Origin of the sequence: Micromonospora sp. RL09-050-HVF-A, assembly GCF_019374995.1 — a bacterium.
Taxonomy (GTDB): domain Bacteria; phylum Actinomycetota; class Actinomycetes; order Mycobacteriales; family Micromonosporaceae; genus Micromonospora; species Micromonospora antibiotica.
This window is the reverse complement of sequence record NZ_JAGKQP010000002.1, coordinates 7,004,474-7,030,430: the sequence shown is the minus strand read 5'-3', so window position 1 is coordinate 7,030,430 and position 25,957 is coordinate 7,004,474. Positions and strand designations below refer to the sequence as shown.

Below are 25,957 nucleotides of genomic sequence, written 5' to 3'. Positions count from 1 at the left end.
TAGCGCCGCCCGGAGAAGCCACTGAACCCGCCGCGCGGAGACCTCCGCGCGGAGGTCGTGCGGTCCCGCACGCCGTACACCGACAGTCACCGCGCGGCCCCGCAAAGCCCGACGCCGACGCGGACAGGGCTGCCCCCGCCCGGTCGGGCGGGGGCACCCCCACGACGCCCACCGGCGTCACCCGCGGATCAGACGACGGTGACGGAGACCTGACGGTTGTTCCCGGGGGTGGCGGTCAGTTGCACGGTCACCCCGCCGTAGGTGACGGTGTGGCCGATCGCGGTGAGGGTGGCGTTGACCAGCGCCTTCTCGTCCGTGCCACAACTGGTGACATCCGAGCCCGGGGTGCGGTCGACCACCTCGACCGGGAAGGGCCCGCCGATGGGGGGAACGCTCCCGCCGGGCGAGGCACCCCCGCTGAACACCGAGGTGGTCACCCGGTAGACCAGCACTCCGGGCTGGAAGCAACCCGACGACACGTCGAGCGCGCTGATCTGCCGGTTCTCCACCACCACGGCGGTGTTCCCGCCGGTGTGGACGACCACCGCCTTGGTGCCACCGGTCGTACCCAGGGGGGTCAGGACCGCCGACGCGCTCCCCGTCGTGGTCCGGCAGTCGATCTGGGAGTCGGTGAGCCAGCCCGCCTTCCACTTGTGCCAGGCGAACAGGTCGGGAGCCCGGGCGGAGATGAGGCCCATCAGGTCCCAGCCGCCCACCGCCCGGTGGATGCTGTCGGCCGAGTTGTACGAGTAGAGGTCCGGCAGCCCGAAGAGGTGCCCGGTCTCGTGGTTGAGGATCTTGTAGCCCCAGTAGTCGACGTCCTGACCGAAGGTGACGGCATGGCGCAGTTCGACCCCGTCGGCGGTCACTCCGTCACCGGGGGCCGCGACCCAGGCCGGCGATATGTCGAAGGTCGTCGCGGACTTCGGCGGCACCACGTAGACGATCTGGTAGAGGCTGAAGTCGATCGCGGAGTCCGCGGCGGCCACCGCGGCGGCCAGGTACGACCGCTGGATGGAAAAGTTCGATTTGTAGCCGGCGAAGCTGCCGTGGGTCTGCGGGATGTGCCGCCACGTGGTGTCGAAGGTCAACTGGAGGTTCAGCGCACCGTACGAGGACTGGGTGAAGACGTTCGGGGCGGCGCCGAACGTGCTGGTCCGGCCGGCCCGCTCCCCGCTGACCGGGGCCGCGTTGATGAAGTCCACGAACAGCACGATGCCCCGGACGGTGCCGGTCGGCGGCAGCCAGGTGGTGTAGTTGGTCGGCCCCTCGTGCTGCCACCCGGTCACCGGCGTGGGCAACTGGCAGGGGCTGACCAGTGTCGACCGGGCGGGCCCCGCCGCCGCCCCCGCTGTCGGCGGCCCTTCGGCCGGTGGCGCTGCCGTCGCCGGCACCGCCGGGGCGAGCAGCACGCCGGCCACCAGCACCGCGAGGGCCGCCCTGGCTCGAACACTCAGCGACACCCACCTCCTCCTACCGGACTTCTTGTCGTTCGCTGGTTCGCTCATGGAGCCGATCCTGCCAAGGTGCTCAGCCGGCTCGCATCGGCAGAAACCACCTAGTCCCCTGCGCCGGAGATCCACTCCCGACGACACCGCAGCACGGGGCCGCCGAGTTCGGTCACGATCGACTACGGGTGGCTCCCCGGACCCGATGGTCCCCCGCTGGTCGTCGACGACGGTCCCGGGCCGGAGACTGGGCGCGGGACCGTCGTCGACGACGTCAGTGCATCGCGGTCAGGGCCGCCGCCTCCTGCTCGGCCCGTTCGTCGCCACTGACCTCGTGCAGCGGCTTCTCCCGGATGAACAGGACCGCGATCAGGGCGAGCAGGGCGATCGGGGCACCGATGAGGAACAACTCCGAGGTGGCGGTGGCGTACGCGTCCCGCACGATCGCCAGGACCGGGGCGGGCAACGCGGACAGGTCGGGCACCTCGGTGGTGCCACCGCCGGTGGCGCCGGCGGCCGGGCCGAGCCGCTCGATCATCAGGCCGGTGACCCGGTTGGCCAGCACCGCGCCCAGGGCGCTGACCCCGATCGCCCCGCCCATGCTGCGGAAGAAGGTCAGCACCGAGGTGGCCGCGCCCAGCTCGTGGGCGGGCACGTCGTTCTGCGCGGCGAGGACCAGGTTCTGCATGAGCATGCCCACGCCGGTGCCGAGCACCGCCATGTAGAGCGAGAGCAGCGGTACGCCGGTGTCGGCGTCGATGGTGCTCAGCAGCAGCATCCCGACGGTCATCACGGCCGCCCCGACCACCAGGTAGACCTTCCACCGGCCGAACCGGGTGATGAGCTGACCGGCGACGGTGGAGGAGACCAGCAGGCCGAGGATCATCGGCAGGCTCATCAGGCCGGCGACGGTAGGCGACTTGCCCAGCGAGGTCTGGAAGTACTGCGACAGGAAGACCGTGCCGCCGAAGAGGGCCACCCCGACCAGCACGCTGGCGACCGTGGTCAACGTGACGGTACGGCTGCGGAAGATGCGCAGCGGGATGATCGGCTCGGGCACCCTCGACTCGACCCAGACCGCCAGGGCCAGCAGCACCAGCCCACCGACGACCATCAGCGCGGTCCAGCCGGAGGCCCAGGCGAACCGGTGCCCGGCCAGCGACGACCAGACCAGCAGGGTGGACACGCCCGCGGTGATCAGCAGGGCGCCCCACCAGTCGATGCGCGCCTTGCGGCGGACCACCGGCAGGTGCAGGGTGCGTTGCAGCAGGACGATCGAGATGAGGCTGAACGGCACGCCGATCAGGAAGCACCACCGCCAGCCCAGCCAGGAGGTGTCGACCATGACGCCGCCGATCAGCGGGCCGGCGATCGTGCCGACGCCGAACACGGCGCCGAAGATGCCGGCGTACCGGCCCAGCTCGCGGGGCGGGATCATGGCGGCCATCACGATCAGCGCCAGGGCGGTCATCCCGCCGGCGCCGACGCCCTGCACGATCCGGCTGGCGAGCAGGGTCTCCACGTTGCGGGCGAGCCCGGCGATCAGCGAGCCGAGCACGAACAGGCCGAGCGACAGCTGGATGAGCAGCTTCTTGCTGTAGAGGTCGGCCATCTTGCCCCACAGCGGCACGGTGGCGGTCATCGCCAGCAGCTCGGTGGTGACGATCCAGGTGTAGACGGTCTGGCTGCCGTGGAGTTCGGCGATGATGCGTGGCAGCGCGTTCGCCACCACCGTCGAGGCGAGGATCGCCACGAACATGCCCACCATCAGGCCGGAGAGTGCCTGGAGGATCTCCCGGCGGGACATCCGGCCGGCACCCGCCCCGGTCGGCGGGATCGGCTCGGCAGTTGCGGTCATGACACGTTTCCTCACGGGGTGCGGTGCACGCCCGGCGCGGTCGCGCCGGGCTGGTCGGTGGTACGGGGGTCGGGCAGCCCGGCGGCGACGGCGGCGAACGCCTCGTCGAGCAGTTCGGCCAGGGAGCGGGACCCGCCGCCGGTGGCCCAGCGGACCATCGCGGTCCGCAACGCGGCTCCGGTGACCGCCACCACCAGGGCGGGATAGCCGTCGTCCGGCGAATGGCCGGTGCGCGCCGCGAGCGCCTCGACCATGGCCTGCTCGGTCGCCGCGTTGCCGGAGACCAGCCGGGCCAGCAGCACCGGGTGCTGCATCACCACCTGCATCCGCAGCAGCCACAACGCGGCGTCACCCTCCACCTCGTCGATCACGCCGGACAGGGCCGACCGGGTCGCCGTCAGCGCCGGCACCTGCGCCGGTACGGTGGCCAGCGCCCGCAGCACCCGTTCCCGGTCCCCCTCGGTGTCGCCGACCAGCGCGTCGTCCTTGGTGGCGAAGTAGTTGAAGAAGGTCCGGGCGGAGACGTCCGCCGCCTCGCTGATCTCCTCGACCGTGACCTGGTCGAGCCCCCGCTCGGCGACCAGGCGCAGCGCGGCGGCGGCCAACGCGGCGCGGGTCTGACGCTTCTTGCGGTCCCGCCGCCCGAGCCCTTCGTCGATGGTCATGTGCTGGAGCCTAGGAACAAAGATGCAGCCACTGCAAACTTGCATGGTGTGACATGAAACTCGGCCGGCCGCAGGTGAGCTTCCCCGTCCGGCGGTCCGGCGGTCGGCCGCATCGGTCGGCTGGCCGACTCGGGAACCCGCCGGGCCGGTGCCGCGACATAGCCTCTACGGCACCACATCACGGCGGACAGGGACCGGAATGCTCCTCGCGAACGACATAGACGACCTGGCCGGCGCCGCCGCCCGGGGCGAGCCGGGTGCCCTCGACGCGCTGCTGACAGCGGTGCGCCCCGAGGTGCTGCGGCTCTGCGGCCGGCTGCTGCCGCACCGGGAGGACGCCGAGGAGGCCTGCCAGGACGCCCTGCTCGCGGTGGCCCGGGGCATCGACCGGTTCGAGGGCCGGTCGTCGTTCCACACCTGGCTCTACCAGCTCACCGCCAACCGGGCCCGCTCCACCTACCGGGCACTGCGTCGACGCTGGCAGGTCGAGGCCGATGGGGTGCCGCTGCCCGACCCACCCGACCCCCGGCGCACCAGCGTGGTCGCCGGCACCCGGCTCGACCTGCTCGACGCGTTGGACGCGGTCCGCCCCGAGGTCGCCGAGGCGCTGACCCTGCGCGACGTGCTCGGCCTGCCCTACCGGGAGATCGCCACCCTGCTCGACGTGCCGGAGGGCACCGTGAAGTCCCGGGTCCACCTGGCCCGCCGGCAGGTCCGGCAACGGCTGACCGGTGAGTGAGCGCCCCTGGCCGGGCCGGCTGCTGATCACCCTGCTGGCGCTCGTACCCGTGACGGCCTGCGGACCGACCCCGGTCGCGCCGCTGCCGGTCCGGTCGGCGACCCCGACGGTCGCCCCCGCGACCCCGACCGCCCCGACCGCCCCGGCCACGGCGGTACCCACCTCGGCCGGCCCGGTCGTCAGCGCCGTCAGCGCGCCGTCGGCCCGGCACACCCCCTCGCCGCCACGCCGGACCCCGACCGCCGGCACCCGCCCGCCGTCGACGAGCCCCCGGCCGCAGGCCTGCCTCGGCCCGGTCCGCTACGACCTGGTGGTCTCCGACACCGAGTTGGCCCTGTTGAAGTCGCTCTGCCTGAGCGTCGGTGGGGTGCTCCGCATCCAGGGGATCGGGCCCGGCGAGGTCGAGGTGGACCGGGAGGACCTGGTCTCCAGCCACTACGAGGCCGGGGTGGTGGACATCCGCTTCGTCCACTCCGGCACGGTGCAGGTGACCATCCCGCAGGGCGGCAAGACATATCCGGTCACGGTGGTGGTGGTCTAACCGTCGGCCGGGCGGACCCGCACCCCGGCCAGCAGCGTGTCGACGAACTCCGGCCCGCCGCCCGGGGGCGGGACGATCTGCGCATAGAGCAGGCCGTCGCGGCCGGCGCGGGCCGCCGCCTCGACCAGCACCGGACGCCCCGCCGGGCAGCTGAACCCGGCGACCACCCACTCCACGCCGCCCCGCCGGGTGCGCCGCACGGGCCCGGCCACGCAGTCGGCGTGCGGGCGTTGCGCGACGAAGTCCGCCGGGGTGGTCTGCCGGGCCAGGCCGGCGGAGAGCCCGACGAAGGCCCCGGGCACCGTCGGGTCGGTCGCCCACCGGCCGGGGTCGGGCGAGACGACCAGCGCCGGTTCGAGCCGCCCCCGCTCGTCGTACCGGCCGGCCCAGCCCGTCCCGGCGGCCCGCCAGCCGGCCGGCAGGGTGACGCTCACCGGGCCGCTGCGACCCCGCCCGGCATCCGGCGCGGGGGCGCCCGCGTCGCCGGCGGTCACCCCCACCGCGACGAGCACCAGGGCAGCGGCCCCGACCAGGCGGAGCCGGTGGGCGGCTCCCCGCCGGAACCCCGACGGCCCCGCCACCACCCGATCCGCCCGACCCGCCCGATCCGCATGGTCCGCGCGACCCGCGCGACCCGCGCGGTCGGCGCGGTCGGCGCGGTCACGGTGGAGAGCGCGGCCGGCCCGGCCGGGGCGGGGAGCGTCGTCGGCGGACCCGGTCCCCGGTGGCAGTGCTCCCGCCGGGCCCGGGTCGCCGGGCCGGCGGATGGCTTGGCGCAGCGCCGCCCGGAAGGCGTCCGCGTCGCAGTGACGGTCGGCGGGGCGGGGTGCGGTGGCCCGCCGCAGCACCGCCGCCACCGGCGCGGGCACCCCGGCCACGCGCTGGTCGGGGCCGCCGAGCAGCCGCAGGCCGAGCCGGCCCAGCCCGAACACGTCGCTGCGGGTGTCCACCACGGCGAGGGGATCGTCCTGCTCGGGCGCCATGTAGCCGGGGGTGCCGGCACGGGCGGTCAGCCCGGAGGCGGCGGCGAGCGCCTTGGCCAGCCCCAGATCGGCGATGACCACCCGCTCGCCGTCGGCGGTCGAGGTGAAGAGCACGTTGCCCGGGGTGAGGTCGCGGTGCACCACCCGCTGGCGGTGCAGCACGGCGACCCCGGCGGCGATCTCGTCGAGCAGGGCCAGGGCCACCGGCACCGGCAGCGGTCCGGCGGCCAGCCGGTCCCGCAGACTGCCGCCGTCGGCCAGGGCCAGCACCGCGTACGGTCGGCCGTCGGGCAGTTCACCGACCGCGTGCACCCGCGCCAGCCGGGGGTGGTCGAGTCGCCGCAGCAGCCGGGCCTCGTCCCGGAATCGTTCCCGTACCCGCAGGTCGTGGCTCCAGTTCTCGGCGAGCACCTTGATCGCCACCCGGGAGTCGAGGACCGGGTCGTGGCCGAGCCAGACGGTCGCGAAGGAGCCCGCGCCGAGCAGCCGCTCGATCCGGTAGGAGCCGATCCACGCCGGAGTGCTCATCGCCCCACCCCCACCGCACGGTAACCGGCATCGACCGCTGTCGGCGTCCGGGGCATCCGGGACCTGTCAGGAAAACGACGAACGGAATCCGGCCGGGCGGAGACCAACAGCACGACAGACCCGTACCTGCGAAGGAGTGCCGTCATGCGTCGTCTTCCCACCATCCTGCTCACCGGCGTGCTGGCCGTGGCCGCCGCCGTCGTCCCGGCCGGCCCGGCCGGGCCGCCGGGCCGGGCCCGGGGTCCGGCCCGGCGCCACCGTGGCCCTCTCGCCGGACCGCCCGGCCGGCAGCACCGACCTGCTCAGCGTCCGGGGGGCGGGACCGTTCCGGATCGGCGCGTCACTGACCCGGCTCACCTCGGCCGGACTGATCGACTGGACGGCCCTCGACTGCGAGGGCGTGGTCACGGCCGGCGTCACCGGTGAGTGGGCAGGTGTGATCATGGTGGCCTTCCGCAACGGGCGGCTGGTCGAGGTGGGCACCGCCACCGCACCGCCCCGCTCGCCGGCCGGGGCGAGCGTGGGCATGTCCTGGGCCGAACTGGAGCAGATCTACGGTCCGCGGGGCGCGCTGATCCACAACGACGCCGGGGACGCCACGGCCTACCTGGTGCGGTTCGGCAACCGGGTCGAGCTGTTCACCGGGCACCCGATCCGGCCGGGTGTCGGCTACTTCCAGGTCGGGCTGGCGGATCACGTCGAGCGGGCCTTCCGCCAGGGCCACTCCTGCTGACCGCCGGTCCGGGCCGGGGCGTCGGGGGTTCTCCCCGACGCCCCGGTTCGCATGGTGGCATCGCCAACATTGCTGTCGTCCTCGACATTAGTGTGTGTCACACAGTATGGTGTGACACATGATTAGCGAGGAGGTCCTGCGGACCCATCTCCAGGAGCTGCGTCGCGGCACGGTGGTGGTGGCCAGCCTGCTGGCCCTGCGCCAACCCGGCTACGGCTACGCGCTGCTGCAACGCCTCACCCGGCACGGCTTCCCGGTCGACGCCAACACCCTCTATCCCCTGCTCCGACGACTCGAGGAGCAGGGGCTGCTGACCAGCGAGTGGAACACCCAGGAGAGCCGACCGCGCAAGTTCTACCGCACCAGCGCCGACGGAGAGACGGTCCTGGCCCGCCTGCTCGACGACCTCGCCGCCGTACAGACCTCCGTGACCGGGCTGATCGAAGGAGCCGACCGATGAACACCCTGACCGACCGCTACCTCGCGGCGACGCTCCGCTCGGTGCCCGCCGAGCGTCGGGACGAGATCGCCACCGAGTTGCGCGCCTCGATCGAGGACATGATCGAGGACCGGAGCGGCGGCGGCCAGCACACCGCCACCGCCGAGCGGGAGGTGCTCACCGAGCTGGGCAACCCGGACCTGCTGGCCTCCCGGTACGCCGACCGCCGGCTCCAGCTCATCGGCCCGACCTACTACCTCGTCTGGCTCCGGCTGCTCAAACTGCTGCTCAGCTTCATCCCGGCGATCGTCGGCACGGTCGTCGTGGTCGTCGAGGTGGCACAGGGCAACGGCTTCGGCGCCATCGGCCGGGGGATCGTCGTCGCCATGCAGGTGGGCGTGCAGATCACCTTCTGGCTCACCCTGACGTTCGCCCTCATCGAACGCTGCCAGCCGGGCACCACGATGCCCGGCTGGACCGTCGACCAGCTCCCCGACGTACCCACCCACCGGGACGTCTCCCTCGCCGACACCGTCGCCTCGGTGGCCATGCTGGCGCTGACCATCGGATACCTGCCCTTCCAGCACTACCAGTCGTGGGTGCACGACACCGACGGCGGCAACATCCCGATCCTCGACCCGGCGCTGTGGTCGTTCTGGCTGCCGGCGCTGATCGTGGTGCTGGCCGCCAGCATCGGGTTCGAGATCGTCAAGTACCGGACCGGACGCTGGACCTGGCCGCTGTTCGGGGTGAAGGGCCTGCTCGACGTGGCGTTCGCGGTGCCGGTGGCCTGGCTGGCGCTCTCCGACCGGCTGCTCAACCCGGCCCTGGCCGACCGGCTGAGCTGGCTCGCCGACCAGGACAACCGGGACACCCTCGGAGTCGTCATCGCGCTGAGCGCCGCCGGGGTGGTGGTCTGGGGGCTGATCGACAGCGCCGTGAAGACACGCCGCCAGACGCGCTGAAAGAACCAGCACCCGACGGGCCCGGCGTACCCACGCCGAGCCCGTCGCACGGTCCGGGAACCCCCGGCCCGCGCGGGGGCGGGTCAGGTCAACACGGCACGGCAGCCCAGCCGGGCGGCAGCTGCGGCACCGGCCAGGACGGCTCCGGCCGCCAGTGCGCCCAGCCCTCGTCCCACCACCGCTGCCCCGCGTCGAGCAGCGCGGCGATCCGGTCCCCCTCGGCCCGGATCGCCTGTGCCATGCCCGGGTAACGCCCCTCGACGAGGCGCTGGGCGAACAGCTCCACGTCCTTGAAGACGTACCGGTCGGCGTCCGCCGCCCACCACAGGTCCAGCTCGTGGTCGAGGGTGTCCACCCCGATCGGGGTACGCCGCAGCGGGTCCTGGAGGTTGAAGTACCAGCCGGCGAAGGTGCGGTCCGGCCCGGTCCAGAAGACGTCGACCGAGTGCGCCTCGCCCGGGCGGTGCAGCATCAGCTTGCCGTGCCCGGACCACGCGGTGTGCCCCGCCGTCTGCCACGGGTGCCGGCCGCAGGGGAATTCGCCGTGCTCCGGGAAGCCGAACTCGGCACCCGGCGGCAGATAGAGCGCCAACAGGTCGTCGGTGTCCGCCACGCAGATGGTGGGGCAGCCGAACCAGACCTCACCACGCAGGATCTCCCGCCGGACGACCACGTCGCCCGGCGGGAACCGGTGTGCCGGCACGACCGTCAGGCGTCCACCGCCGCCATCACGTCGTCCGAGACGTCGAAGTTGGCGTAGACGTTCTGCACGTCGTCGCAGTCCTCCAGCACGTCGATCAGCTTGAAGATCTTGCGTGCGCCGTCCTCGTCCAACGGCACGTTGACGCTGGGGATCAGGGCGGACTCGGCCGACTCGTACTCGATCCCGGACTCCTGCAGGGCGGTGCGGACCGCGATCAGATCGGTCGGCTCGGAGACCACCTCGTACGCCTCACCGAGGTCGTTGACCTCCTCGGCCCCGGCGTCGAGGACCGCCATCATCACGTCGTCCTCGGTGGTGTCGGCCTTGGGGACGATCACCACGCCCTTGCGGGAGAACATGTACGACACCGAGCCGGCGTCGGCGAGCGAACCACCGTTACGGGTCAACGCCGTGCGGACCTCGGTGGCGGCCCGGTTGCGGTTGTCGGTCAGGCACTCGATCAGCATGGCCACGCCGCTCGGGCCGTACCCCTCGTACATGATGGTCTGCCAGTCGGCGCCGCCGGCCTCCAGGCCGGAGCCGCGCTTGACCGCGCGGTCGATGTTGTCGTTCGGGACCGAACTCTTCTTGGCCTTCTGGATGGCGTCGAAGAGGGTGGGGTTACCGGCCGGGTCACCGCCGCCGGTGCGGGCCGCCACCTCGACGTTCTTGATCAGCTTGGCGAACATCTTGCCGCGCTTGGCGTCGATGACGGCCTTCTTGTGCTTGGTGGTCGCCCATTTAGAGTGGCCGGACATCTCGTACCTCCGTCTGTTGACTCACGCCTCGCGTCGGCTGGCCGCGCCGACTCCGGGCCAGCACCGGCCGCGTTGGAGGGCTGCGACGGGCAGTGCCCGCGCCGAACCGCGGCAATCCTACCGAGAGCACCCACCCCGCCGTCACACCCGGCGCGGCACCGCCACCAACCCGCGCGGAAATCGCCCCTTTCGCCGGGAGATGGGCGGCTCAGCGGGCGGCCCCGACCAGGTCGGCGAAGTAACGGTGCAGACGCAGGTCCCCGGTCAACTCCGGATGGAACGACGTCGCCACCAGGTTGCCCCGGCGGACGGCGACGATGCGGTCGACGGCCGGACCCCCGGTGACCCGGCCCAGCACCTCGACGTCGGCATCGACCCGCTCGACCCAGGGGGCGCGGATGAACACGGCGTGGAACGGCCCGCCGTCGATCCCGGTGATCTCCACCGGAGCCTCGAACGAGTCGACCTGCCGACCGAACGCGTTGCGTCGCACCGTCATCGCGATGCCGGCGAAGCCCCGCTGGTCGGGACGGCCGTCCAGCACCTCGGTGGCCAACATGATCATCCCGGCGCAGGACCCGTAGACCGGCATCCCGGCGGCGATCCGCTCGTCGATCGGCGCGCGCAGCCCGAAGATGTCCACCAGCCGGCTCATGGTGGTGGACTCCCCACCCGGGATCACCAGCCCGTCGACCGCGTCCAGCTCGGCTGGCCGACGCACCGCACGGGCGTCCGCGCCGACCCCGGCGAGGGCGGAAACATGCTCACGGACGTCACCCTGGAGGGCGAGCACCCCGATCACCGGTCCACCCACGTCCCCTCCTCCCGCGCCACCGGCAGCAGCCCCGACCCAAGCCTCACCAACCGCGCTCGGCCAACCGGTGCGGCTGGGGGATCTCGTCGACGTTGATGCCGACCATCGCCTCACCCAGGCCCCGGGACACCTTCGCCAGCACGTCCGGGTCGTCGTGGAAGGTGGTCGCCTTGACGATCGCGGCGGCCCGCTGCGCCGGGTTGCCGGACTTGAAGATGCCGGAGCCGACGAAGACGCCCTCCGCGCCGAGCTGCATCATCATCGCGGCGTCGGCCGGGGTGGCGATGCCCCCGGCGGTGAACAGCACCACCGGCAGCTTGCCCGTCTCGGCGACCTCCTTGACCAGGTCGTACGGGGCCTGCAACTCCTTGGCCGCGACGAACAGCTCGTCGGCCGGCAGGGAGCTGAGCCGGGCGATCTCCTGCCGGATCCTCCGCATGTGCATGGTGGCGTTGGAGACGTCCCCGGTGCCCGCCTCGCCCTTGGAGCGGATCATGGCCGCGCCCTCGGTGATCCGGCGCAACGCCTCACCCAGGTTGGTCGCGCCGCACACGAACGGGACGGTGAACGCCCACTTGTCGATGTGGTTGGCGTAGTCGGCCGGGGTGAGCACCTCGGACTCGTCGACGTAGTCGACGCCGAGGGACTGCAGGACCTGCGCCTCGACGAAGTGACCGATCCGGGCCTTGGCCATCACCGGGATGGACACGGCCGCGATGATGCCGTCGATCATGTCCGGGTCGCTCATCCGGGACACGCCACCCTGGGCGCGGATGTCGGCCGGCACCCGCTCCAGCGCCATGACGGCGACCGCACCGGCGTCCTCGGCGATCCTGGCCTGCTCGGCGGTGACCACATCCATGATCACGCCGCCCTTGAGCATCTCGGCCATGCCGCGCTTGACGCGGGCGGTGCCCCGGACCTGGGGGGCATCGGCGCTCGGGGACGTCGTTTCGGACATGGTCCATCACTCCTCGGACGTGCTCGGGGGCTGGCTCCGGCTGATGCTATGACGCCCCGGACGCCGCTCCGACAGCCAATCGGCCCCACGGTGGCCTGCCCTGTGGCCCCCGTCACCCCGGCTCGACCCGGGCCGGTGCCGCCCGCCCCGGCGACCCGCCCGCCACCGCGACCCGAGCCGCCACCGCGACCCGGGGCCGCCACCGCGAAAGGGGCCGCACCGTCGGGCAGCAACCGGTCGGCAGCCCCGGTCAGCCCGCCGGGACGTCGGCGGGCAGGGCCAGGGTGGGGTCGTCGATGTCGAAATACCGCGGCCAGGGGTGGCGGCGGCCCATCCGGCACACCCGCACCAGCGGTCGGCTCCGCGCGCTACGCGCGTCCCGCACCAGGTCGGTGTGCACCTGCCGGGACAGCGCCAGCCGCCGGCTCGCCGCGATCACCGCCCCGCAGGAGGGATCGGCCGGGTCCAGCCGGGCCGCCCGCAGTTGCCGGGTGAGGTCGTTCTCCGCCGCCTCCCGCTCCTCGGGGACGGCGTCCAGGGCGATCCGCGCCGCCGCGTACAGCTCCACGCCGTGGCGCTGCTCGGCCAGCACCGCGGCGGCGGCGGCCCGGCGCAGCAGATGGGCGTCGAGCGCGCGGGCCGCCGACTCCGCCCGGGTCTGCAACCGCTCGACCCGGCCCGCCGTCCAGACCAGGTAGACCACGACCAGGGCGACGACGACCACGGCGACCGACACCGCCCACAGCTGCGGCACCGTCGGGGTCACCGCGGACCACCCAGCCCCGCCCACTCCTGGTCGATGACCCGACCGTCGGTGGCCTCGATGGCCGCCGCGTAGACCTCCACCACCCGACGGGCCACCACCGGCCAGTCGTAGTGGGCCACCACCTGATCGCCGCAGGCGCTCAACGCGGCCCGCTGCGCCGGGTCGTCGAGCAGCTCCGCCAGGACGGTCCGCAGGCCGGCCGGGTCACCGGTCGGGAAGAGCCGACCGGCCCGCCCGCCGTCGAGCACCCGCCGGAACGCGTCCAGGTCGCTGGCGACCACGGTCGCGCCGGCCGCCAGCGCCTCGGTGAGGATCATGCCGAACGATTCGCCGCCGGTGTTCGGGGCGACGTAGAGGTCGACGCTGCGCAGCATCCGGGCCTTGTCGACCTCGGAGACCAGACCGAGGAACGTCACCCGGTCGCGTAGCTCCGCCGGGAACCGCCCGAACAGGTCGTCCGGGTCACCCGGTCCGGCCACCAGCAGGCGCAGCCCCGGCCGGTGCGCGGCCAACGCGACGAAGGCGTCGCGCAGGATCGGGAAACCCTTGCGGGCCTCGGTGAACCGGCCGAGGAAACCCAGCGTCCCGCCGCTGCCGGTGGCGCACTCCCCCGGCCAGCCGGGCAACGGCTCGACCCCGGCGAACTTCGCCACCGCCACCCCGTTGGGGATCTCCACCGCCCCGCCGTCCATGTGCTCGACCTGCACCTTGCGGGCCAACGCGCTGACCGCGATCCGGGCGGTGATCCGCTCCAGCAGGATCTGGAGCACCCCCTGGGCGGCGGCGAGCACCCGGGACCGGGTCATCGCGGTGTGGAAGGTCGCCACCACCGGCCCCCGGGCGGAGAGCACCGCCAGCATCGACAGGCTCGGGGTGAGCGGCTCGTGCACGTGCAGCACGTCGAACTCGCCCCGGGTGAGCCAGCGCCGCACCCGGGCGGTGGAGACCGGCCCGAACGCGATCCGGGCCACCGAACCGTTGTACGGCAGCGGCACCGCCCGCCCGGCGGAGACCACGTACGGCGGCAGCGTCGACTCCTCGTCGGCGGGGGCCAGGACACTCACCTCGTGCCCCAGTCCGAGCAGCGCCTCGGCCAGGTCCATGACGTGGTTCTGCACCCCGCCCGGGACGTCGAAGGAGTACGGGCACACGATGCCGATCCGCACTGGCGCCCCCTCCCCTCAGACCGAACCGGCGCTGGCCGGGGGCGGCGCCGCGGTGGACCCGCCGTCGGTGGAGCCCCGCTGGTCCAGCCACATCCGCTGCAACATGTGCCAGTCTTGCGGATGACGGGCGATGCCCGCCGCCAGACAGTCGGCAATCCGCTGGGTCAGCACCCGGACCCGCTCGTCCAACGGTGCGCTGTCCGGGTCGGGCACCGGCAGCGGGCCCTCCAACTGCGCGCGCGGCATCTCCGGTTCGTACCACAGCGACGCCACGTAGAGCGGGGCGCCGGTGCGGATGGTCAGCAGGGCGGGCCCGGCCGGCATCCGGGTACGGCCGCCGAAGAAGTCCACCTCGATGCCCCGGGCGGACAGGTCCCGGTCGGCCAGCAGCGGCACCACGGTGCCCGCGCCGAGCCGGTCCACCAGCACGTCGAAGGCGGGCCGGGCACCGCCGTGGGTGGGCAGGATCTCCATGCCGAGACCCTCGCGGAAGGCGAGGAAGCGCCGGTAGACGCCCTCCGGCTTGAGCCGCTCGGCGACCGTGGTGATCGGCAGGCCGGCGGCGGCCACCCAGGCGCCGGCGGCGTCCCAGTTGCCGGCGTGCGGCAACGCCACCACCGCGCCCCGGCCGGCCGCCACGTCGGCGACGAGCAGCTCCGACCCGCCGAGGTCGAACCCGTCGAGGATCTGCTGGCGGCTCAGCGAGGGCAGCCGGAACGCCTCCATCCAGTACCTGGCGTACGACCGCAGACCCTGCTTGACCAGTGCGTCCAGCTCCGCCTCGGGCAGATCGGGGCCGACCACCCGGCGCAGGTTGGCGCGCAGTCGGGTGGCGCCCTTGCCCCGGGCGCGGTGGGCGCGGTCGGCGCCCGCCTGGAAGGCCGCGGCGACCACGGGCCGGGGCAGCGCGCGGGCCAGCCGCCAGCCGGCGACGTAGCCGAGTTCGGTGAGGTTCACTCGGGGCCGGCCAGTTGCGCCTGCCGGTAAACGTGGGCCACCCGCTGGCCGACCGTGAAGATCGACACGGCGGCGAGCAGCCAGAGCGAGATCTCCAGGGCCGGGCCGACCCCGAGGCCGGTGAGCAGCCCACCGACCCCGACGATCAGCAGCCGTTCGGTGCGTTCCGCGACGCCCACGTTCCCGCTCATCCCCAACCCCTCGGCGCGGGCCTTGACATAGGAGACCAGCCCTCCGGCGGCCAGGCAGATCAACGCGGCGGCCACCCCGGAGTGGTTGCCCTCGGTGGCCAGCCAGTAGGCGACCGCGCCGAACACCGCACTGTCGGAGACCCGGTCCATCGACGAGTCGAGGAACGCGCCGAACCGGGTCGAGCCGCCGCTCATCCGGGCCATCGTCCCGTCGAGCATGTCGGTCAGCGCGAAGAAGGTCACGATCAGCGCTCCGGCCACCAGCTGGCCGCGGGCACCGAACCCGAGCGCGCCGACGAGCACGCCGACGGTGCCGGCCACGGTGACCGCGTTGGGGGACACACCGGCGCGGAGCAGACCGCGCGCGACCGGCTCCACGACGCGGGTCATCCCCGCGCGGGCCGTCACTTGGAAGATCTTCGCCATGGCGGTCCCACGATAACGGCCGGCAGTGCCGCGCGATACGGCCGGTCGCCCGACCCGCCCGACGAGACTTGTGCGGGGTCCGTCGACGGGTGTGGGATCGGGGCGGAAGGTGAGCCAGCTCACCACCTCGCCCGTTGACCGTTCGCCGGTCGCCGGGCCACCGGAGGATATCGCCGCGGCACCCGACCGGGCCGCTCCCCGTCGTGCGCGGCGGTCGCCACCCACCACCGGCTCAGGGAGGTGCGCCGCGATGGCGCAGAAGAACCAGGACCAGGGCGCCACCGGTGACACGCCGGTGGTGACCACGCCCGACCGGGTACGCAACGTGGTGCTCGTCGGACACTCCGGCGCCGGCAAGACGACCCTGGTCGAGGCGCTGCTCGCGGCCACCGGCACGATCGACCGGGCCGGCACCGTCGCCGCCGGCACCACCGTCTGCGACCACGACCCCGCCGCGGTACGCCAGCAGCGCTCGGTAAGCCTCGCCTGCGCCCCGCTGGTGCACGCCGGGGTGACGGTCAACCTCTTGGACACCCCCGGGTACGGCGACTTCGTCGGCGAGCTGCGGGCCGGGCTGCGGGCCGCCGACGCGGCACTGTTCGTGGTGTCCGCCGTCGACGGGATGGACGCCGCCACCGCCGCCCTCTGGGAGGAGTGCGCCGCCGTGGACCTGCCGCGCGCCGTGGCGGTCACCCGGCTGGACCACCCGCGCGCCGACTTCGACGAGGCGGTGGCGCTGTGCCAGCGGGTCTTCGGAGACAACGTGCTCCCGCTGCACCTGCCGATGCTCGGCGACGACGGCGAGGCGGTCGTCGGGCTGCTCGCGTTGATCACCCGGCGGGTGCACGACTACTCGGCCGGGCTGCCCGCCGACGTCCGGGAGCCGGACCCGCAGCACCTGCCGGCGATCACCGAGTCCCGGGGTGAGCTGATCGAGGGGATCATCGCCGAGAGCGAGGACGAGACCCTGATGGACCGCTACCTCGACGGCGAGGAGATCGACACCGACGTGCTGGTCACCGACCTGGAGCGGGCGGTCGCCCGGGGCCACTTCCACCCGGTGACGCCGGTCTGCGCGGCCACCGGCGTCGGGCTGGACGTGCTGCTCGACGCCCTGGTGTCGGCCTTCCCGTCGCCGCTGGAACGCGAGGTCCCGGCGGTGACCGGGGTGGACGGCTCCCCCCGCCCGCCGCTGGACTGCGACCCGGACGGCCCGTTGGTCGCCGAGGTGGTCCGGACCACCGTCGACCGGCACGTCGGCCGGGTCTGCCTGGTCCGGGTCTTCTCCGGCACGCTGCGCCCCGACCAGACGGTGCACGTGTCGGGGCACGGGCTGGTCGAGCGCGGCCACCCCGACCACGACGCCGACGAGCGGGTCGGGCACGTCTACCGCCCGCTCGGGGCGGCCCTGCGCGAGGTGGACGCGTGCGTCGCGGGCGACATCTGCGCGATCACCAAGGCGGGCAGCGCGGAGACCGGCGACACCGTCTCGGCGAAGGGGGAGCCGCTGCTGATCGCGCCCTGGGAGATGCCGGAGCCGCTGCTGCCGGTGGCGGTGGCCGCCCGGAGCCGGACCGACGAGGACGCCCTGGCCCGCAACCTGGGCCGGTTGATCGTCGGCGACCCGACGCTACGGCTGGAGCGCAACCCGGACACCCACCAACTGGTGCTCTGGTGCATGGGCGAGGCACACGCCGACGTGGTGCTCGACCGGCTCCGGGCCGGCGGGGTGGAGCTGGACACCGAGCCGGTGCGGGTGCCGTTGCGGGAGACGTTCACGGCCGCCGCCACCGGACACGGCCGGCACGTCAAGCAGTCCGGCGGGCACGGTCAGTACGCCGTCTGCGACATCGAGGTGGAGCCGCTGCCCCGGGGGGCGGGTGTCGAGTTCGTCGACCGGGTGGTCGGCGGGGCGGTGCCGCACCACTACGTACCGGCGGTGGAGAAGGGTGTCCGGGCGCAGCTGGCCCGCGGGGTGGTCGCCGGGCATCCGGTGGTGGACGTGCGGGTGACCCTGGTCGACGGCAAGGCGCACAGCGTCGACTCCTCCGATGCCGCGTTCCAGGCGGCCGGCGCGCTCGCCCTGCGCGACGCCGCCGAGCGGGGCGCTCCGACCCTGTTGGAGCCGGTCGACGAGGTGGTGGTCCGGGTCGCCGACTCCTCGGTCGGTGCGGTGCTGGGTGACCTGTCCGGCCGGCGGGGCCGGGTGCTCGGCACCGAGGTCGACCCGGACGTCGAGGGCCGCACCCTGGTCCGGGCCGAGGTCCCCGCCCAGGAACTGCTGCGCTACGCCGTGCAGTTGCGGGCCCTGACCGCCGGCACCGGCACCTTCCGCCGCACCTTCGCCCACTACACCCCCACCCCCACCCCGAAATAACCCAACCCCACCCTTACCACCCACCCCACCCCACCACCCCCACCGCCCCACCACCCCCACCGCCCCACCACCCCACCGCGTCGATCATGGAGTTGTGGTGGGTGTTGAGCCCCATATGTCGCTTACGCGGGGCCCCACAACTCCATGATCGACGGGGGTGGGAGGTGGCGGGGGTGGGGGACGGGTGGGCGGGGGTCAGGGGCGGGCGGCGGGGACGGGGGTAGTGGCCAGTGGGGGCGGTCGGCGTCCCGGAGGGCGGCTGTACGCAGGGCGGCGAGTTGCCGTTCCACCTCGGCGAAGTGGTCCGGGGTGAGCGGGCCGAGGCGCAACGCGGCGGCGTTCTCCTCGACCTGGGCGACGGTACGGCAACCGGGGATCGGCACCGTCCGGTCGCTGCGCGCCCAGAGCCAACCCAGCGCGCCCTGGACCAGGGTCCGCCCGTCGGCGGTGAGCGCGCCCCGCACGGCGGTGACCCGACGCAGCCACTCCGGTGCGGGTCGACCGCTGCGGAACCACTCCAGCCAACCCGGCGCCACTCCCCGCACGTCGTCGCGGGGCAGCGTGGAGCCGTTGGTGTACTTGCCGGTGAGCAACCCCATCGCGAGCGGCCCCCGGTTGACGCTGGCCAGGTCGTGCTTGTCGCAGGCGGCCAGCATCACCGGGGCGTCGCGCAGCACCGACAGGCTGTGCTGGATGGCGGTGGCGTGCGGAGCCGCCTGGGCGAACCCGGCGGCCCGGTCGGCCCGGTCGGTGCTCCAGCCGTACGCCCGGACGAGTCCGTCGGCGACCAGTTCCTCGCAGGTGCCGACCAGCGCCTCCACCCGCGGCAGCGGGAGGTCACCCAGGTGCAGCTGGTAGAGGTCGATCCGGTCGGTGTCGAGGCGGCGCAGCGAGTCGACGACCGCCCGCCGCAGGTACACCGGGGAGGCGTCCTCGCCGGTGGCCTGCCGGGACCGTTCGTCGAAGGTGTACCCCCATTTGGTGGCGATCACCGCCTCGTCGCGGCGGCCGGCCAGCGCCCGGCCGAGGACCCGCTCACTGTGCCCCGCGCCGTACGTGTCGGCGGTGTCGAAGAAGGTCACCCCGAGGTCGAGCGCGCGGCGGACGGCCCGCACCGACTCCTCGTCGTCGACCGCGCCCCAGCCCAGCGGTTGGGTGCCCTCGGCCCAGGGGCCGCCGATCGCCCAGCAGCCCATGCCGAGGGCGCTGACCTCGATGCCGCTGCGACCCAACATCCGTGTCGTCACTGCCATCGCCGCATCGTGTCACCTTCGGGACGCGTGGGGAGACGAAGCTGACGCATCGTGCCCGATCGACCACAAGCGACACCGCCGGCACGGCACGGCGGATGGCGGCGCGGACTTCGCCGACCCCGCCGGTCGGCACACGCCGTCGCGGGCGGTGAAGGCGGGCAGGGTGGCACCGGACGACGGCGACCCACCCGGCCCACCGGTGGCGACGCGGACACCGGACGACGGCGACCCACCCGGTGGCGGCACGGACAACGGACGACGGCGACCCACCCGGCCCGCCCGGTGGTGCCGGGGCCCGCCGGGTGATCAGCGGGGCAGGGCTCGGGCCAGCGGCACCGGGGTCGACTGCCCAGGCCAACGGCCGGTCAGGGTGGCGGCGGCCGGCCCGTCGTCGGGCAGTCCGGCACCGGGCAGCCGGCGGGCGACGAGCAGGTCGACGGTGTCGGTGCCGATGCTGGTCGGGTCGTCGTCGCCCACCTGGCGTACCGCGCCGACGACGGGGGCCCCGACGTTGCCGGTGCCGGCCACCGTCATGGACGGCTCGCGGACTTCCCGCACTCCGTCGATCTCAAAGTACTCCTGCGCCTGACCGGTGCCGGTGAGGATGGCGGCGGCCAGGGCGGCGGCGTAGACCGGGTCGCCGCACCCGTCGTAGACCCAGCGGGGGCCGAGCACCGAGTGGTGGGTGGTGCCGACCAGCCACTCGTCGGCGTCGGCCAACGGCGCGTCCCGGTAGGTCAGCGGGACCTGGTAGACCGGGCCGGCGTCGACCCGTACCAGGATCGTCTCGATACCGACGGCACCGGCGGGGTCGTCGAACCGGTAGGCGGCCACCCGGACCGGCTCGCCGGCCGCCGGCCCGGAATACCAGCGCCGGCCCGGCAGCCAACCGGCCAGGAGTTCGAGTTTCGTGGGGCGGATCTCCGCCTGGTGCAACAACGCCATGATCACATCCTAGGAGTCGCCACACCGACCGCCGCACCCGTCACGCAGGCCCGGCCCACCGACCCGCGCCCGACCCGGACGTGCCGTCACGCGGCCCCGGCACACCGGCCCGCGCCGGACCCGGGGGTGCCGTGGCGGATAGCCCGGGCCGCCGCTCAGGACGGCCAGGCGCGGGCGAGCAACTCGCGGGTGTCGGAGAGCAGTTGCGGGAGCACCTTCGTCCGGCCGATCACCGGCATGAAGTTGATGTCCCCACCCCACCGGGGCACCACGTGCTGGTGCAGGTGGGCGGCGATGCCGGCGCCGGCCACCCCGCCCTGGTTCATCCCCAGGTTGAACCCGTGCGCGCTGCTGACCTGCCGGACCACCCGCATCGCGGTCTGGGTGAACGCCGCCAGCTCCACCGTCTCGGCCTGGTCGAGGGCGGTGTAGTCGGCCACGTGCCGGTAGGGGCAGACCAGCAGGTGCCCCGGGTTGTACGGGTAGAGGTTGAGCACCGCGAAGACGTGCTCGCCCCGGGCCACCACCAGGCTCCGCTCCGGCGGCAGGCCGGGGCCAGGCAGAACGGGCAGCCGGCGGGCTTCTCGTAGCCGCCCTCCGGCCGGTCCTCCCCCGAGATGTAGGTCATCCGGTGCGGCGTCCAGAGCCGGTCGAGCCCGTCCGCCAGTCCGTCGTCCGCCGGGCCGTGGTCCGTGTCGCCGTCGAGGTGCCGCTCCGCCCCAGTCACACCGCCGATCCTACGATCTCCCGCGCCGACCGCCACCGGCCGTGGGTACGCGGCCGGTGACGGGCCGGGGTCAGCTGCCGGCGGACGGCCCCGAGTTGGTACGCGAGGAGACCACGTCGAGCACGTGGGCGACCGCCTCGGCGACCGGCACCCCGTTGCGCTGCGAACCGTCGCGGTAGCGGAACGACACGGTGCCGGCGGCCACGTCGTCGTCCCCGGCGATCACCATGAACGGGATCTTCTGCTGCTGGGCGGTGCGGATCTTCTTCTGCATCCGGTCGTCACCCGCGTCGACCTGGGCCCGGATGCCTTCGGCGCGCAGCGCCGCGACGAAGCCGTGCAGGTACTCGGTGTGGTCTTCGCGGATCGGGATGCCGACCACCTGCACCGGCGCCAGCCAGGCCGGGAAGGCTCCGGCGTAGTGCTCGGTGAGCACCCCGAAGAACCGTTCGATCGACCCGAACAGGGCCCGGTGGATCATCACCGGCCGCTGCCGGCTGCCGTCGGCCGCCTGGTATTCCAGGCCGAACCGCTCGGGCAGGTTGAAGTCGACCTGGATGGTGGACATCTGCCAGGTCCGGCCGATGGCGTCCTTGGCCTGGACGGAGATCTTGGGGCCGTAGAACGCCGCGCCGCCCGGGTCGGGCACCAGGGTGAGGCCGGATTCCTCGGCGGCCGAGCGCAGCGCCTCGGTGGCCCGCACCCAGTTCTCGTCGGTGCCGACCGACTTGTCCGGGTTACGGGTGGACAGTTCGAGGTAGAAGTCGTCCAGGCCGTAGTCGCGCAGCAGCTCCAGGACGAAGGCGAGCAGCGACTTCAGCTCGCCGGCCATCTGCTCCTCGGTGCAGAAGATGTGCGCGTCGTCCTGGGTCATGCCCCGGACCCGGGTCAGGCCGTGCACCACGCCGGACTTCTCGTACCGGTAGACCGTGCCGAACTCGAACATCCGCAGCGGCAACTCCCGGTAGGAGCGGCCCCGGGACCGGAAGATCAGGTCGTGCATCGGGCAGTTCATCGGCTTGAGGTAGTAGTTCGCCCCCTCGACCTCCATGGGGGGGAACATCCCGTCGGCGTACCAGTCGAGGTGCCCGGAGACCTCGTACAGGTGGCCCTTGGTGATGTGCGGGGTGTTGACGAACGAGTAGCCGGCCTGCTCGTGCTTGATCCGGGAGTAGTTCTCCATCTCCCGGCGGATGATGCCGCCCTTGGGGTGGAAGACCGCCAGGCCGGAGCCCAGCTCGTCGGGGAAGCTGAACAGGTCGAGGTCGACGCCGAGCTTGCGGTGGTCGCGCCGGGCGGCCTCCTCCAGCAGCTTCAGGTACGCCTTCAGCTCGTCGCGGGTCGGCCAGGCGGTCCCGTACACCCGCTGGAGCTGCGGGTTCTTCTCCGACCCCCGCCAGTACGCGGCGGCCGAACGCATCAGCTTGAACGCGCCGATCAGCCGGGTGTTCGGCAGGTGCGGGCCCCGGCACAGGTCCGACCAGCAGACCTTGTCCTCACCGGCGGCGAGGTTGTCGTAGATGGTCAGCTCGCCGCCGCCCACCTCCATCACCTCGCTGGTGTCCAGCCCTTCGCCCTTGACCTCGATCAGTTCGAGCTTGAACGGCTCGGCGGCCAGCTCGGTGCGGGCCTCGTCCAGGCTGTCGAAGCGGCGGCGGCGGAACCGCTGGCCGGACTTGACGATCTCCTGCATCCGCTTTTCCAGCTTGGCCAGGTCGTCGGGCTGGAACGGCTTGTCGACCGCGAAGTCGTAGTAGAAGCCGTTCTCGATCGGCGGGCCGATGCCCAGCTTGGCCTCGGGGAAGACGTCCTGCACGGCCTGGGCGAGCACGTGGGCGGTGGAGTGCCGCAGCACGTTGAGCCCGTCCGGCGAGTCGAGGCTGACCGGCTCGACGGTGGTCTCCTCGGCGGGTGCCCAGTCCAGGTCACGCAGCTGGCCCTGCGGGTCGCGGACCACCACGACCGCCTTCGGGCCGGCGGCGGGCAGCCCGGCCGCGGCCACCGCGTCGGCCGCCGTCGTCCCGGCGGCCACGACGACGGGGTCGGCCACGACGGGGGTACGGGGTGCGGACACGGTGAACTCCTCAACGGCAGGCGGCACGGATGGGCCGGACGCGCCGGCTGCTTCGATGCTATCGGTCCCGCCGTCGCCCCCGGTCGCCGGGAAAGGAAGCCCGGTCGCGGTATCGACCCGCACCGGCGTTGAACCTTTCCGGCCCGCCGTCCGAACTACCAGGTGTGGCCGGAGCCGGTGTCGGCCGCGGCGAGACGGATGGGGGCGGAAGATGGCGACGACCCGTGGTGGCGCCCGGCGGCGTCGGACCGTACTGGTGCTGGCGGCGGTGGCGGCCGGGGTGTTCGGCGCCCCGACCGCGGCGTCGGCGGACGGGGTGACGTCCAGCCCGGGTCAGGCGGTGCAGGGCGACGCGGTGGAGTTGACCTTCGTGGTGCCCGAGGAGCGGCCTGGCGCGCGCACCGAGAAGATCGAGTTCAGGCTCCCGCCGGATGCCCCGATCGGCGAGGTCTACCCGCTGTCGGTGGACGGCTGGGCACCACTGATCACCTCCCGCGACCTGGACGCGCCGGTCGCCGGGATCCACGCCCCGTCGGTCAGCACGGTGACCTCGGCGGTGGTCTGGACCCGGGGTGCCGGACCGGCGGTGTCGGGTCCGGCGCGACTCTCGGTGGCCATGGGCCCGCTGCCGCAGCTCGACCGGATGACCTTCGAGGTGGTGCAGACCTACTCCGACGGCACGGTGGTGCGCTGGGCCGACCCGGTGGGGGGTGGGCATCCCGCCCCGACGCTGGCACTGGTGCCACCCGCCCCCGGTGCCGCCCCCGGGCACCACGGCGGGGCGGCCGACGCGACGGACGCCCAGTCCGCCCCGGACGCCGCCGCACCGACGGAGGGCGACGGCGGCCCCAGCGCCGACCTGCTGCTCGGCGGTGGCCTGCTGGTCGGGTTGGGCGGCGGCGCGGCGATCGGCTGGGTGGCGAGCCGCTCCCGCCGTCGGGCCGCCGCCGACACGGAGCCCACCGGGGACACGGAGCCCGCCGGGGACACGGAGCCCGCCGGGGCCGACGACCCGACGTCGGACACCGACCGCGCCCCGGTCGGGCGCACCCCTTCCGACCAGGGCTGGCGGCTCGACGAGCACGTCCCGACCGACCACGCCGACACCGACGCCGAGCAGGTGGCAGCACGCTGAGCAGATGCCAGCGCCGAGCTGGTGGCAGCAGCTGGCGGCGCGCTGAGCACCGACCGGGTGGCAGCACGCGGAGAGCCGAGGGACCCGCCGCAGGCCGAACGCGGAGCGGGCGGTCTCAGTCCAGCCAGGTGGGGAGCGCCTCCCGGGCGGCCACCCAGTCGGTCGGCACCCCGCCGGGCGTGCCGACCCCGGTGTGGCCGCCGATGATCCCGCCGACGATCGCTGCGGTGGTGTCGACGTCCCCGCCCGCCTCGACGCAGGCACGGATGGCGGCCGGGTAGTCGGCCAGGTGGGTGGCGACCACCCAGAGGGTGAAGGCGACGGTGTCCTGGGCGGTGACCCGGGAGCCGTTACCCAGGGCCGCGACCGCTTCGTCGAGGGGGCGGCCGAGCAGACCGGCCGCCCGGCGTGTCCCCCGGTGCACCTCGGTACTCGGGTCGAGGGCCCCGGCGACGGTGGCGAGCAGCCGGGTGACGTCGGGACGGTGCTCCCCCTCAAGTCGGGTCCGGGCGGCGAGTGAGGCGGCGACGGCCACCGCCACCGCGCCCGCGACCCCCTCCGGATGGGCGTGGGTGACCTCGGCGCTGGCGCGGGCCCGGGTCGCCGCCCGGGTGGTCGAGTCGGCGTACCACGCGCCGAGCGGGGCGACCCGCATCGCGGCGCCGTTGCCGCAGGAACCCTGACCGTCGAAGGCCGACGCGGCGGCCACCGGCCACGGGGTGCCGGTGCGGATCAACCGCAGGATCGTCACCGCACCCGGGCCGTAGCCCCGGTAGGGCTCGGCCCGGGTGGCGAAGGCCAGCGCCAACCGGTCGGGGTCGACGTCGCCGTGGGTGGCGAGTTCGGCAAGTACCGAACAGGCCATCTCGGTGTCGTCGGTCCACTGCCAGGGCGGCGGGGGCAACCGGCCGGCCGCGAGGTCGTCGGGCCGCTGGCCCGGGACGAAGAACTGGGAACCGAGGGCGTCGCCGACGGACAGCCCGGCCAGGCTGTCCCGGGCCAGCGCCAGCCGTGCGTCGGGAAAGAGGGTGAACGGCATCGTCGTACCAGTTTGCCCGGTTCACGGGTCCGTCGCAACGCACCCGACTTGCCACGGGCAGTACGGTGCTGACGTGGCCACCGTGCTCCTGGTCGAAGACGACCACGTCGTCCGCGGCGCGATGCTGCGCTCGCTCAGCGAACGGGGGCATGCGGTGCACGCGGTCGGGACAGCCCTGGACGCGTTGCGCCGGGTCGCCGCCGAGACCCCCGATCTGGTCGTGCTCGACCTGGGCCTGCCCGACCTGGACGGTTCGGACGCGTTGCGGATGCTGCGCGGCATCACCGACGTACCGATCATCATCGCCACCGCCCGCGACGACGAGCAGTCGGTGGTCCGGTTGCTGCGGGCCGGCGCGGACGACTACATGGTCAAGCCGTTCACCGGCGCCCACCTGGACGCCCGGATCACCACCGTGCTGCGCCGGGTCGGCCGGGCCAGCCGGACGGTGGCCCCGGCCGTGCACACCGTCAGCGGCCTGCGGGTGGACGTGGGCGAACGCAGTGCGGTGCTCGACGGGGAGCCACTGGCGCTCACCCGCAAGGAATTCGACCTGCTGGCGTACCTGGCCGCACGACCTGGCCGGGTGGTGTCCCGGCGGGAGCTCTTGGAGGAGGTATGGCGCCAGCCGTCGGTCGGCGAGGACCAGACCATCGACGTGCACCTGTACTGGCTGCGGCGAAAGATGGGCGAGTCCGCGGCGAAGCCGCGCTACCTGCGCACCGTGCGGGGGGTGGGGTTCCGGCTGGTGGCCCCCGACTGAGGA

24 protein-coding genes and 1 pseudogene are annotated in these 25,957 nt (G+C 73.6%); 8 read left to right on the top strand and 17 right to left on the bottom strand.

The features are described 5' to 3' along the window. Positions 1–188: 188 nt before the first annotated feature. The 3 genes from J7462_RS30820 to J7462_RS30810 all read right to left on the bottom strand — a co-directional run bounded on the left by J7462_RS30820 (position 189) and on the right by J7462_RS30810 (position 3,971). A complete protein-coding gene (locus J7462_RS30820; RefSeq protein ID WP_219469607.1) occupies positions 189–1,508 on the bottom strand; it encodes a hypothetical protein in 1,320 nt (439 codons plus the stop codon). Between the two features lie 214 nt (positions 1,509–1,722). Further along, on the bottom strand, positions 1,723–3,306 hold the full coding sequence (locus J7462_RS30815; protein ID WP_255597956.1) for an MDR family MFS transporter: 1,584 nt from the start codon (positions 3,304–3,306) through the stop codon (positions 1,723–1,725). An 11-nt stretch (positions 3,307–3,317) separates the two neighbouring features. Next, positions 3,318–3,971 (bottom strand): TetR family transcriptional regulator, encoded by a 654-nt coding sequence (locus J7462_RS30810; RefSeq protein ID WP_219469605.1) that lies wholly within the window; start codon positions 3,969–3,971, stop codon positions 3,318–3,320. A gap of 199 nt (positions 3,972–4,170) precedes the next feature. Between J7462_RS30810 and J7462_RS30805 the strand changes: the two genes are divergently transcribed. Next, positions 4,171–4,710, top strand: a complete 540-nt coding sequence (locus J7462_RS30805) for an RNA polymerase sigma factor (protein WP_208569443.1) — start codon at positions 4,171–4,173, stop codon at positions 4,708–4,710. Continuing rightward, positions 4,703–5,251, top strand: coding sequence for a hypothetical protein (locus J7462_RS30800; protein WP_219469602.1), 549 nt, complete (start codon positions 4,703–4,705; stop codon positions 5,249–5,251). Before J7462_RS30805 ends, J7462_RS30800 begins: the two co-directional genes overlap by 8 nt. On the opposite strand, the gene J7462_RS32845 is transcribed toward J7462_RS30800, so the two are convergent. Continuing rightward, positions 5,248–6,762 carry a serine/threonine-protein kinase gene (locus J7462_RS32845; RefSeq protein WP_255597955.1) on the bottom strand — a complete coding sequence of 505 codons (1,515 nt, stop codon included), beginning with the start codon at positions 6,760–6,762 and terminating at the stop codon, positions 5,248–5,250. The two genes, J7462_RS30800 and J7462_RS32845, sit on opposite strands and share 4 nt — an antisense overlap. Before the next feature lie 259 nt (positions 6,763–7,021). Between J7462_RS32845 and J7462_RS32840 the strand changes: the two genes are divergently transcribed. The 3 genes from J7462_RS32840 to J7462_RS30780 all read left to right on the top strand — a co-directional run bounded on the left by J7462_RS32840 (position 7,022) and on the right by J7462_RS30780 (position 8,899). Beyond that, positions 7,022–7,495, top strand: a complete 474-nt coding sequence (locus J7462_RS32840; protein WP_308291081.1) for a hypothetical protein — start codon at positions 7,022–7,024, stop codon at positions 7,493–7,495. Positions 7,496–7,613: 118 nt separating this feature from the next. Beyond that, the gene (locus J7462_RS30785; RefSeq protein WP_219469601.1) at positions 7,614–7,955 is read left to right on the top strand and encodes a PadR family transcriptional regulator; all 342 of its coding nucleotides are present in this window, start codon (positions 7,614–7,616) and stop codon (positions 7,953–7,955) included. Next, positions 7,952–8,899, top strand: a complete 948-nt coding sequence (locus tag J7462_RS30780) for a permease prefix domain 1-containing protein (protein WP_219469598.1) — start codon at positions 7,952–7,954, stop codon at positions 8,897–8,899. Before J7462_RS30785 ends, J7462_RS30780 begins: the two co-directional genes overlap by 4 nt. 88 nt (positions 8,900–8,987) lie before the next feature. Here J7462_RS30780 and J7462_RS30775 read toward each other — a convergent pair whose 3' ends face one another. The 8 genes from J7462_RS30775 to pgsA all read right to left on the bottom strand — a co-directional run bounded on the left by J7462_RS30775 (position 8,988) and on the right by pgsA (position 15,641). Further along, positions 8,988–9,602 (bottom strand): DUF402 domain-containing protein, encoded by a 615-nt coding sequence (locus J7462_RS30775; protein ID WP_307799648.1) that lies wholly within the window; start codon positions 9,600–9,602, stop codon positions 8,988–8,990. 5 nt (positions 9,603–9,607) lie between these two features. Continuing rightward, positions 9,608–10,360, bottom strand: a complete 753-nt coding sequence (locus J7462_RS30770) for a YebC/PmpR family DNA-binding transcriptional regulator (RefSeq protein ID WP_208569437.1) — start codon at positions 10,358–10,360, stop codon at positions 9,608–9,610. 208 nt (positions 10,361–10,568) lie between these two features. After that, the gene (gene pdxT, locus J7462_RS30765; RefSeq protein WP_219469596.1) at positions 10,569–11,174 is read right to left on the bottom strand and encodes a pyridoxal 5'-phosphate synthase glutaminase subunit PdxT; all 606 of its coding nucleotides are present in this window, start codon (positions 11,172–11,174) and stop codon (positions 10,569–10,571) included. 43 nt (positions 11,175–11,217) lie between these two features. Further along, positions 11,218–12,135: a pyridoxal 5'-phosphate synthase lyase subunit PdxS gene (gene pdxS / locus J7462_RS30760; RefSeq protein ID WP_208569435.1), complete on the bottom strand. Its 918-nt coding sequence runs from the start codon at positions 12,133–12,135 to the stop codon at positions 11,218–11,220. A gap of 250 nt (positions 12,136–12,385) precedes the next feature. Then, entirely contained in the window at positions 12,386–12,901 is a 516-nt protein-coding gene (locus J7462_RS30755; RefSeq protein ID WP_372444114.1) for a hypothetical protein, read from the bottom strand. Then, a complete protein-coding gene (locus tag J7462_RS30750; protein ID WP_208569434.1) occupies positions 12,898–14,067 on the bottom strand; it encodes a glycosyltransferase family 4 protein in 1,170 nt (389 codons plus the stop codon). The genes J7462_RS30755 and J7462_RS30750 overlap by 4 nt, the downstream gene beginning before the upstream one ends. A 15-nt stretch (positions 14,068–14,082) precedes the next feature. Next, entirely contained in the window at positions 14,083–15,024 is a 942-nt protein-coding gene (locus tag J7462_RS30745; RefSeq protein WP_219469593.1) for a phosphatidylinositol mannoside acyltransferase, read from the bottom strand. After that, complete coding sequence (gene pgsA, locus J7462_RS30740) at positions 15,021–15,641, bottom strand: phosphatidylinositol phosphate synthase (protein ID WP_219469589.1); 621 nt, start codon at positions 15,639–15,641, stop codon at positions 15,021–15,023. Before pgsA ends, J7462_RS30745 begins: the two co-directional genes overlap by 4 nt. A gap of 250 nt (positions 15,642–15,891) precedes the next feature. Between pgsA and J7462_RS30735 the strand changes: the two genes are divergently transcribed. Beyond that, positions 15,892–18,018 carry an elongation factor G-like protein EF-G2 gene (locus J7462_RS30735; protein WP_219469586.1) on the top strand — a complete coding sequence of 709 codons (2,127 nt, stop codon included), beginning with the start codon at positions 15,892–15,894 and terminating at the stop codon, positions 18,016–18,018. A 122-nt stretch (positions 18,019–18,140) separates the two neighbouring features. Here the strand turns inward: J7462_RS30735 and J7462_RS30730 are convergent, their stop codons facing one another. From J7462_RS30730 to thrS, 4 genes and pseudogenes are all read right to left on the bottom strand, one after another. Then, the gene (locus tag J7462_RS30730; RefSeq protein WP_219469583.1) at positions 18,141–19,271 is read right to left on the bottom strand and encodes an aldo/keto reductase; all 1,131 of its coding nucleotides are present in this window, start codon (positions 19,269–19,271) and stop codon (positions 18,141–18,143) included. Positions 19,272–19,577: 306 nt separating this feature from the next. Further along, positions 19,578–20,216, bottom strand: coding sequence for a hypothetical protein (locus tag J7462_RS30725; RefSeq protein ID WP_219469580.1), 639 nt, complete (start codon positions 20,214–20,216; stop codon positions 19,578–19,580). A 155-nt stretch (positions 20,217–20,371) separates the two neighbouring features. After that, positions 20,372–20,943, bottom strand: a pseudogene (locus tag J7462_RS30720) (HIT domain-containing protein). Between the two features lie 70 nt (positions 20,944–21,013). Next, a complete protein-coding gene (thrS, locus tag J7462_RS30715; protein ID WP_219469577.1) occupies positions 21,014–23,017 on the bottom strand; it encodes a threonine--tRNA ligase in 2,004 nt (667 codons plus the stop codon). A 211-nt stretch (positions 23,018–23,228) separates the two neighbouring features. Between thrS and J7462_RS30710 the strand changes: the two genes are divergently transcribed. Beyond that, complete coding sequence (locus tag J7462_RS30710; RefSeq protein ID WP_219469575.1) at positions 23,229–24,152, top strand: DUF1775 domain-containing protein; 924 nt, start codon at positions 23,229–23,231, stop codon at positions 24,150–24,152. Positions 24,153–24,267: 115 nt separating this feature from the next. On the opposite strand, the gene J7462_RS30705 is transcribed toward J7462_RS30710, so the two are convergent. Then, entirely contained in the window at positions 24,268–25,191 is a 924-nt protein-coding gene (locus J7462_RS30705) for an ADP-ribosylglycohydrolase family protein (protein WP_219469572.1), read from the bottom strand. Positions 25,192–25,264: 73 nt separating this feature from the next. Here J7462_RS30705 and J7462_RS30700 point away from each other — a divergent pair, with 73 nt between their 5' ends. After that, complete coding sequence (locus J7462_RS30700; RefSeq protein WP_204961325.1) at positions 25,265–25,954, top strand: response regulator transcription factor; 690 nt, start codon at positions 25,265–25,267, stop codon at positions 25,952–25,954. The last annotated feature ends 3 nt before the right edge of the window (positions 25,955–25,957 follow it).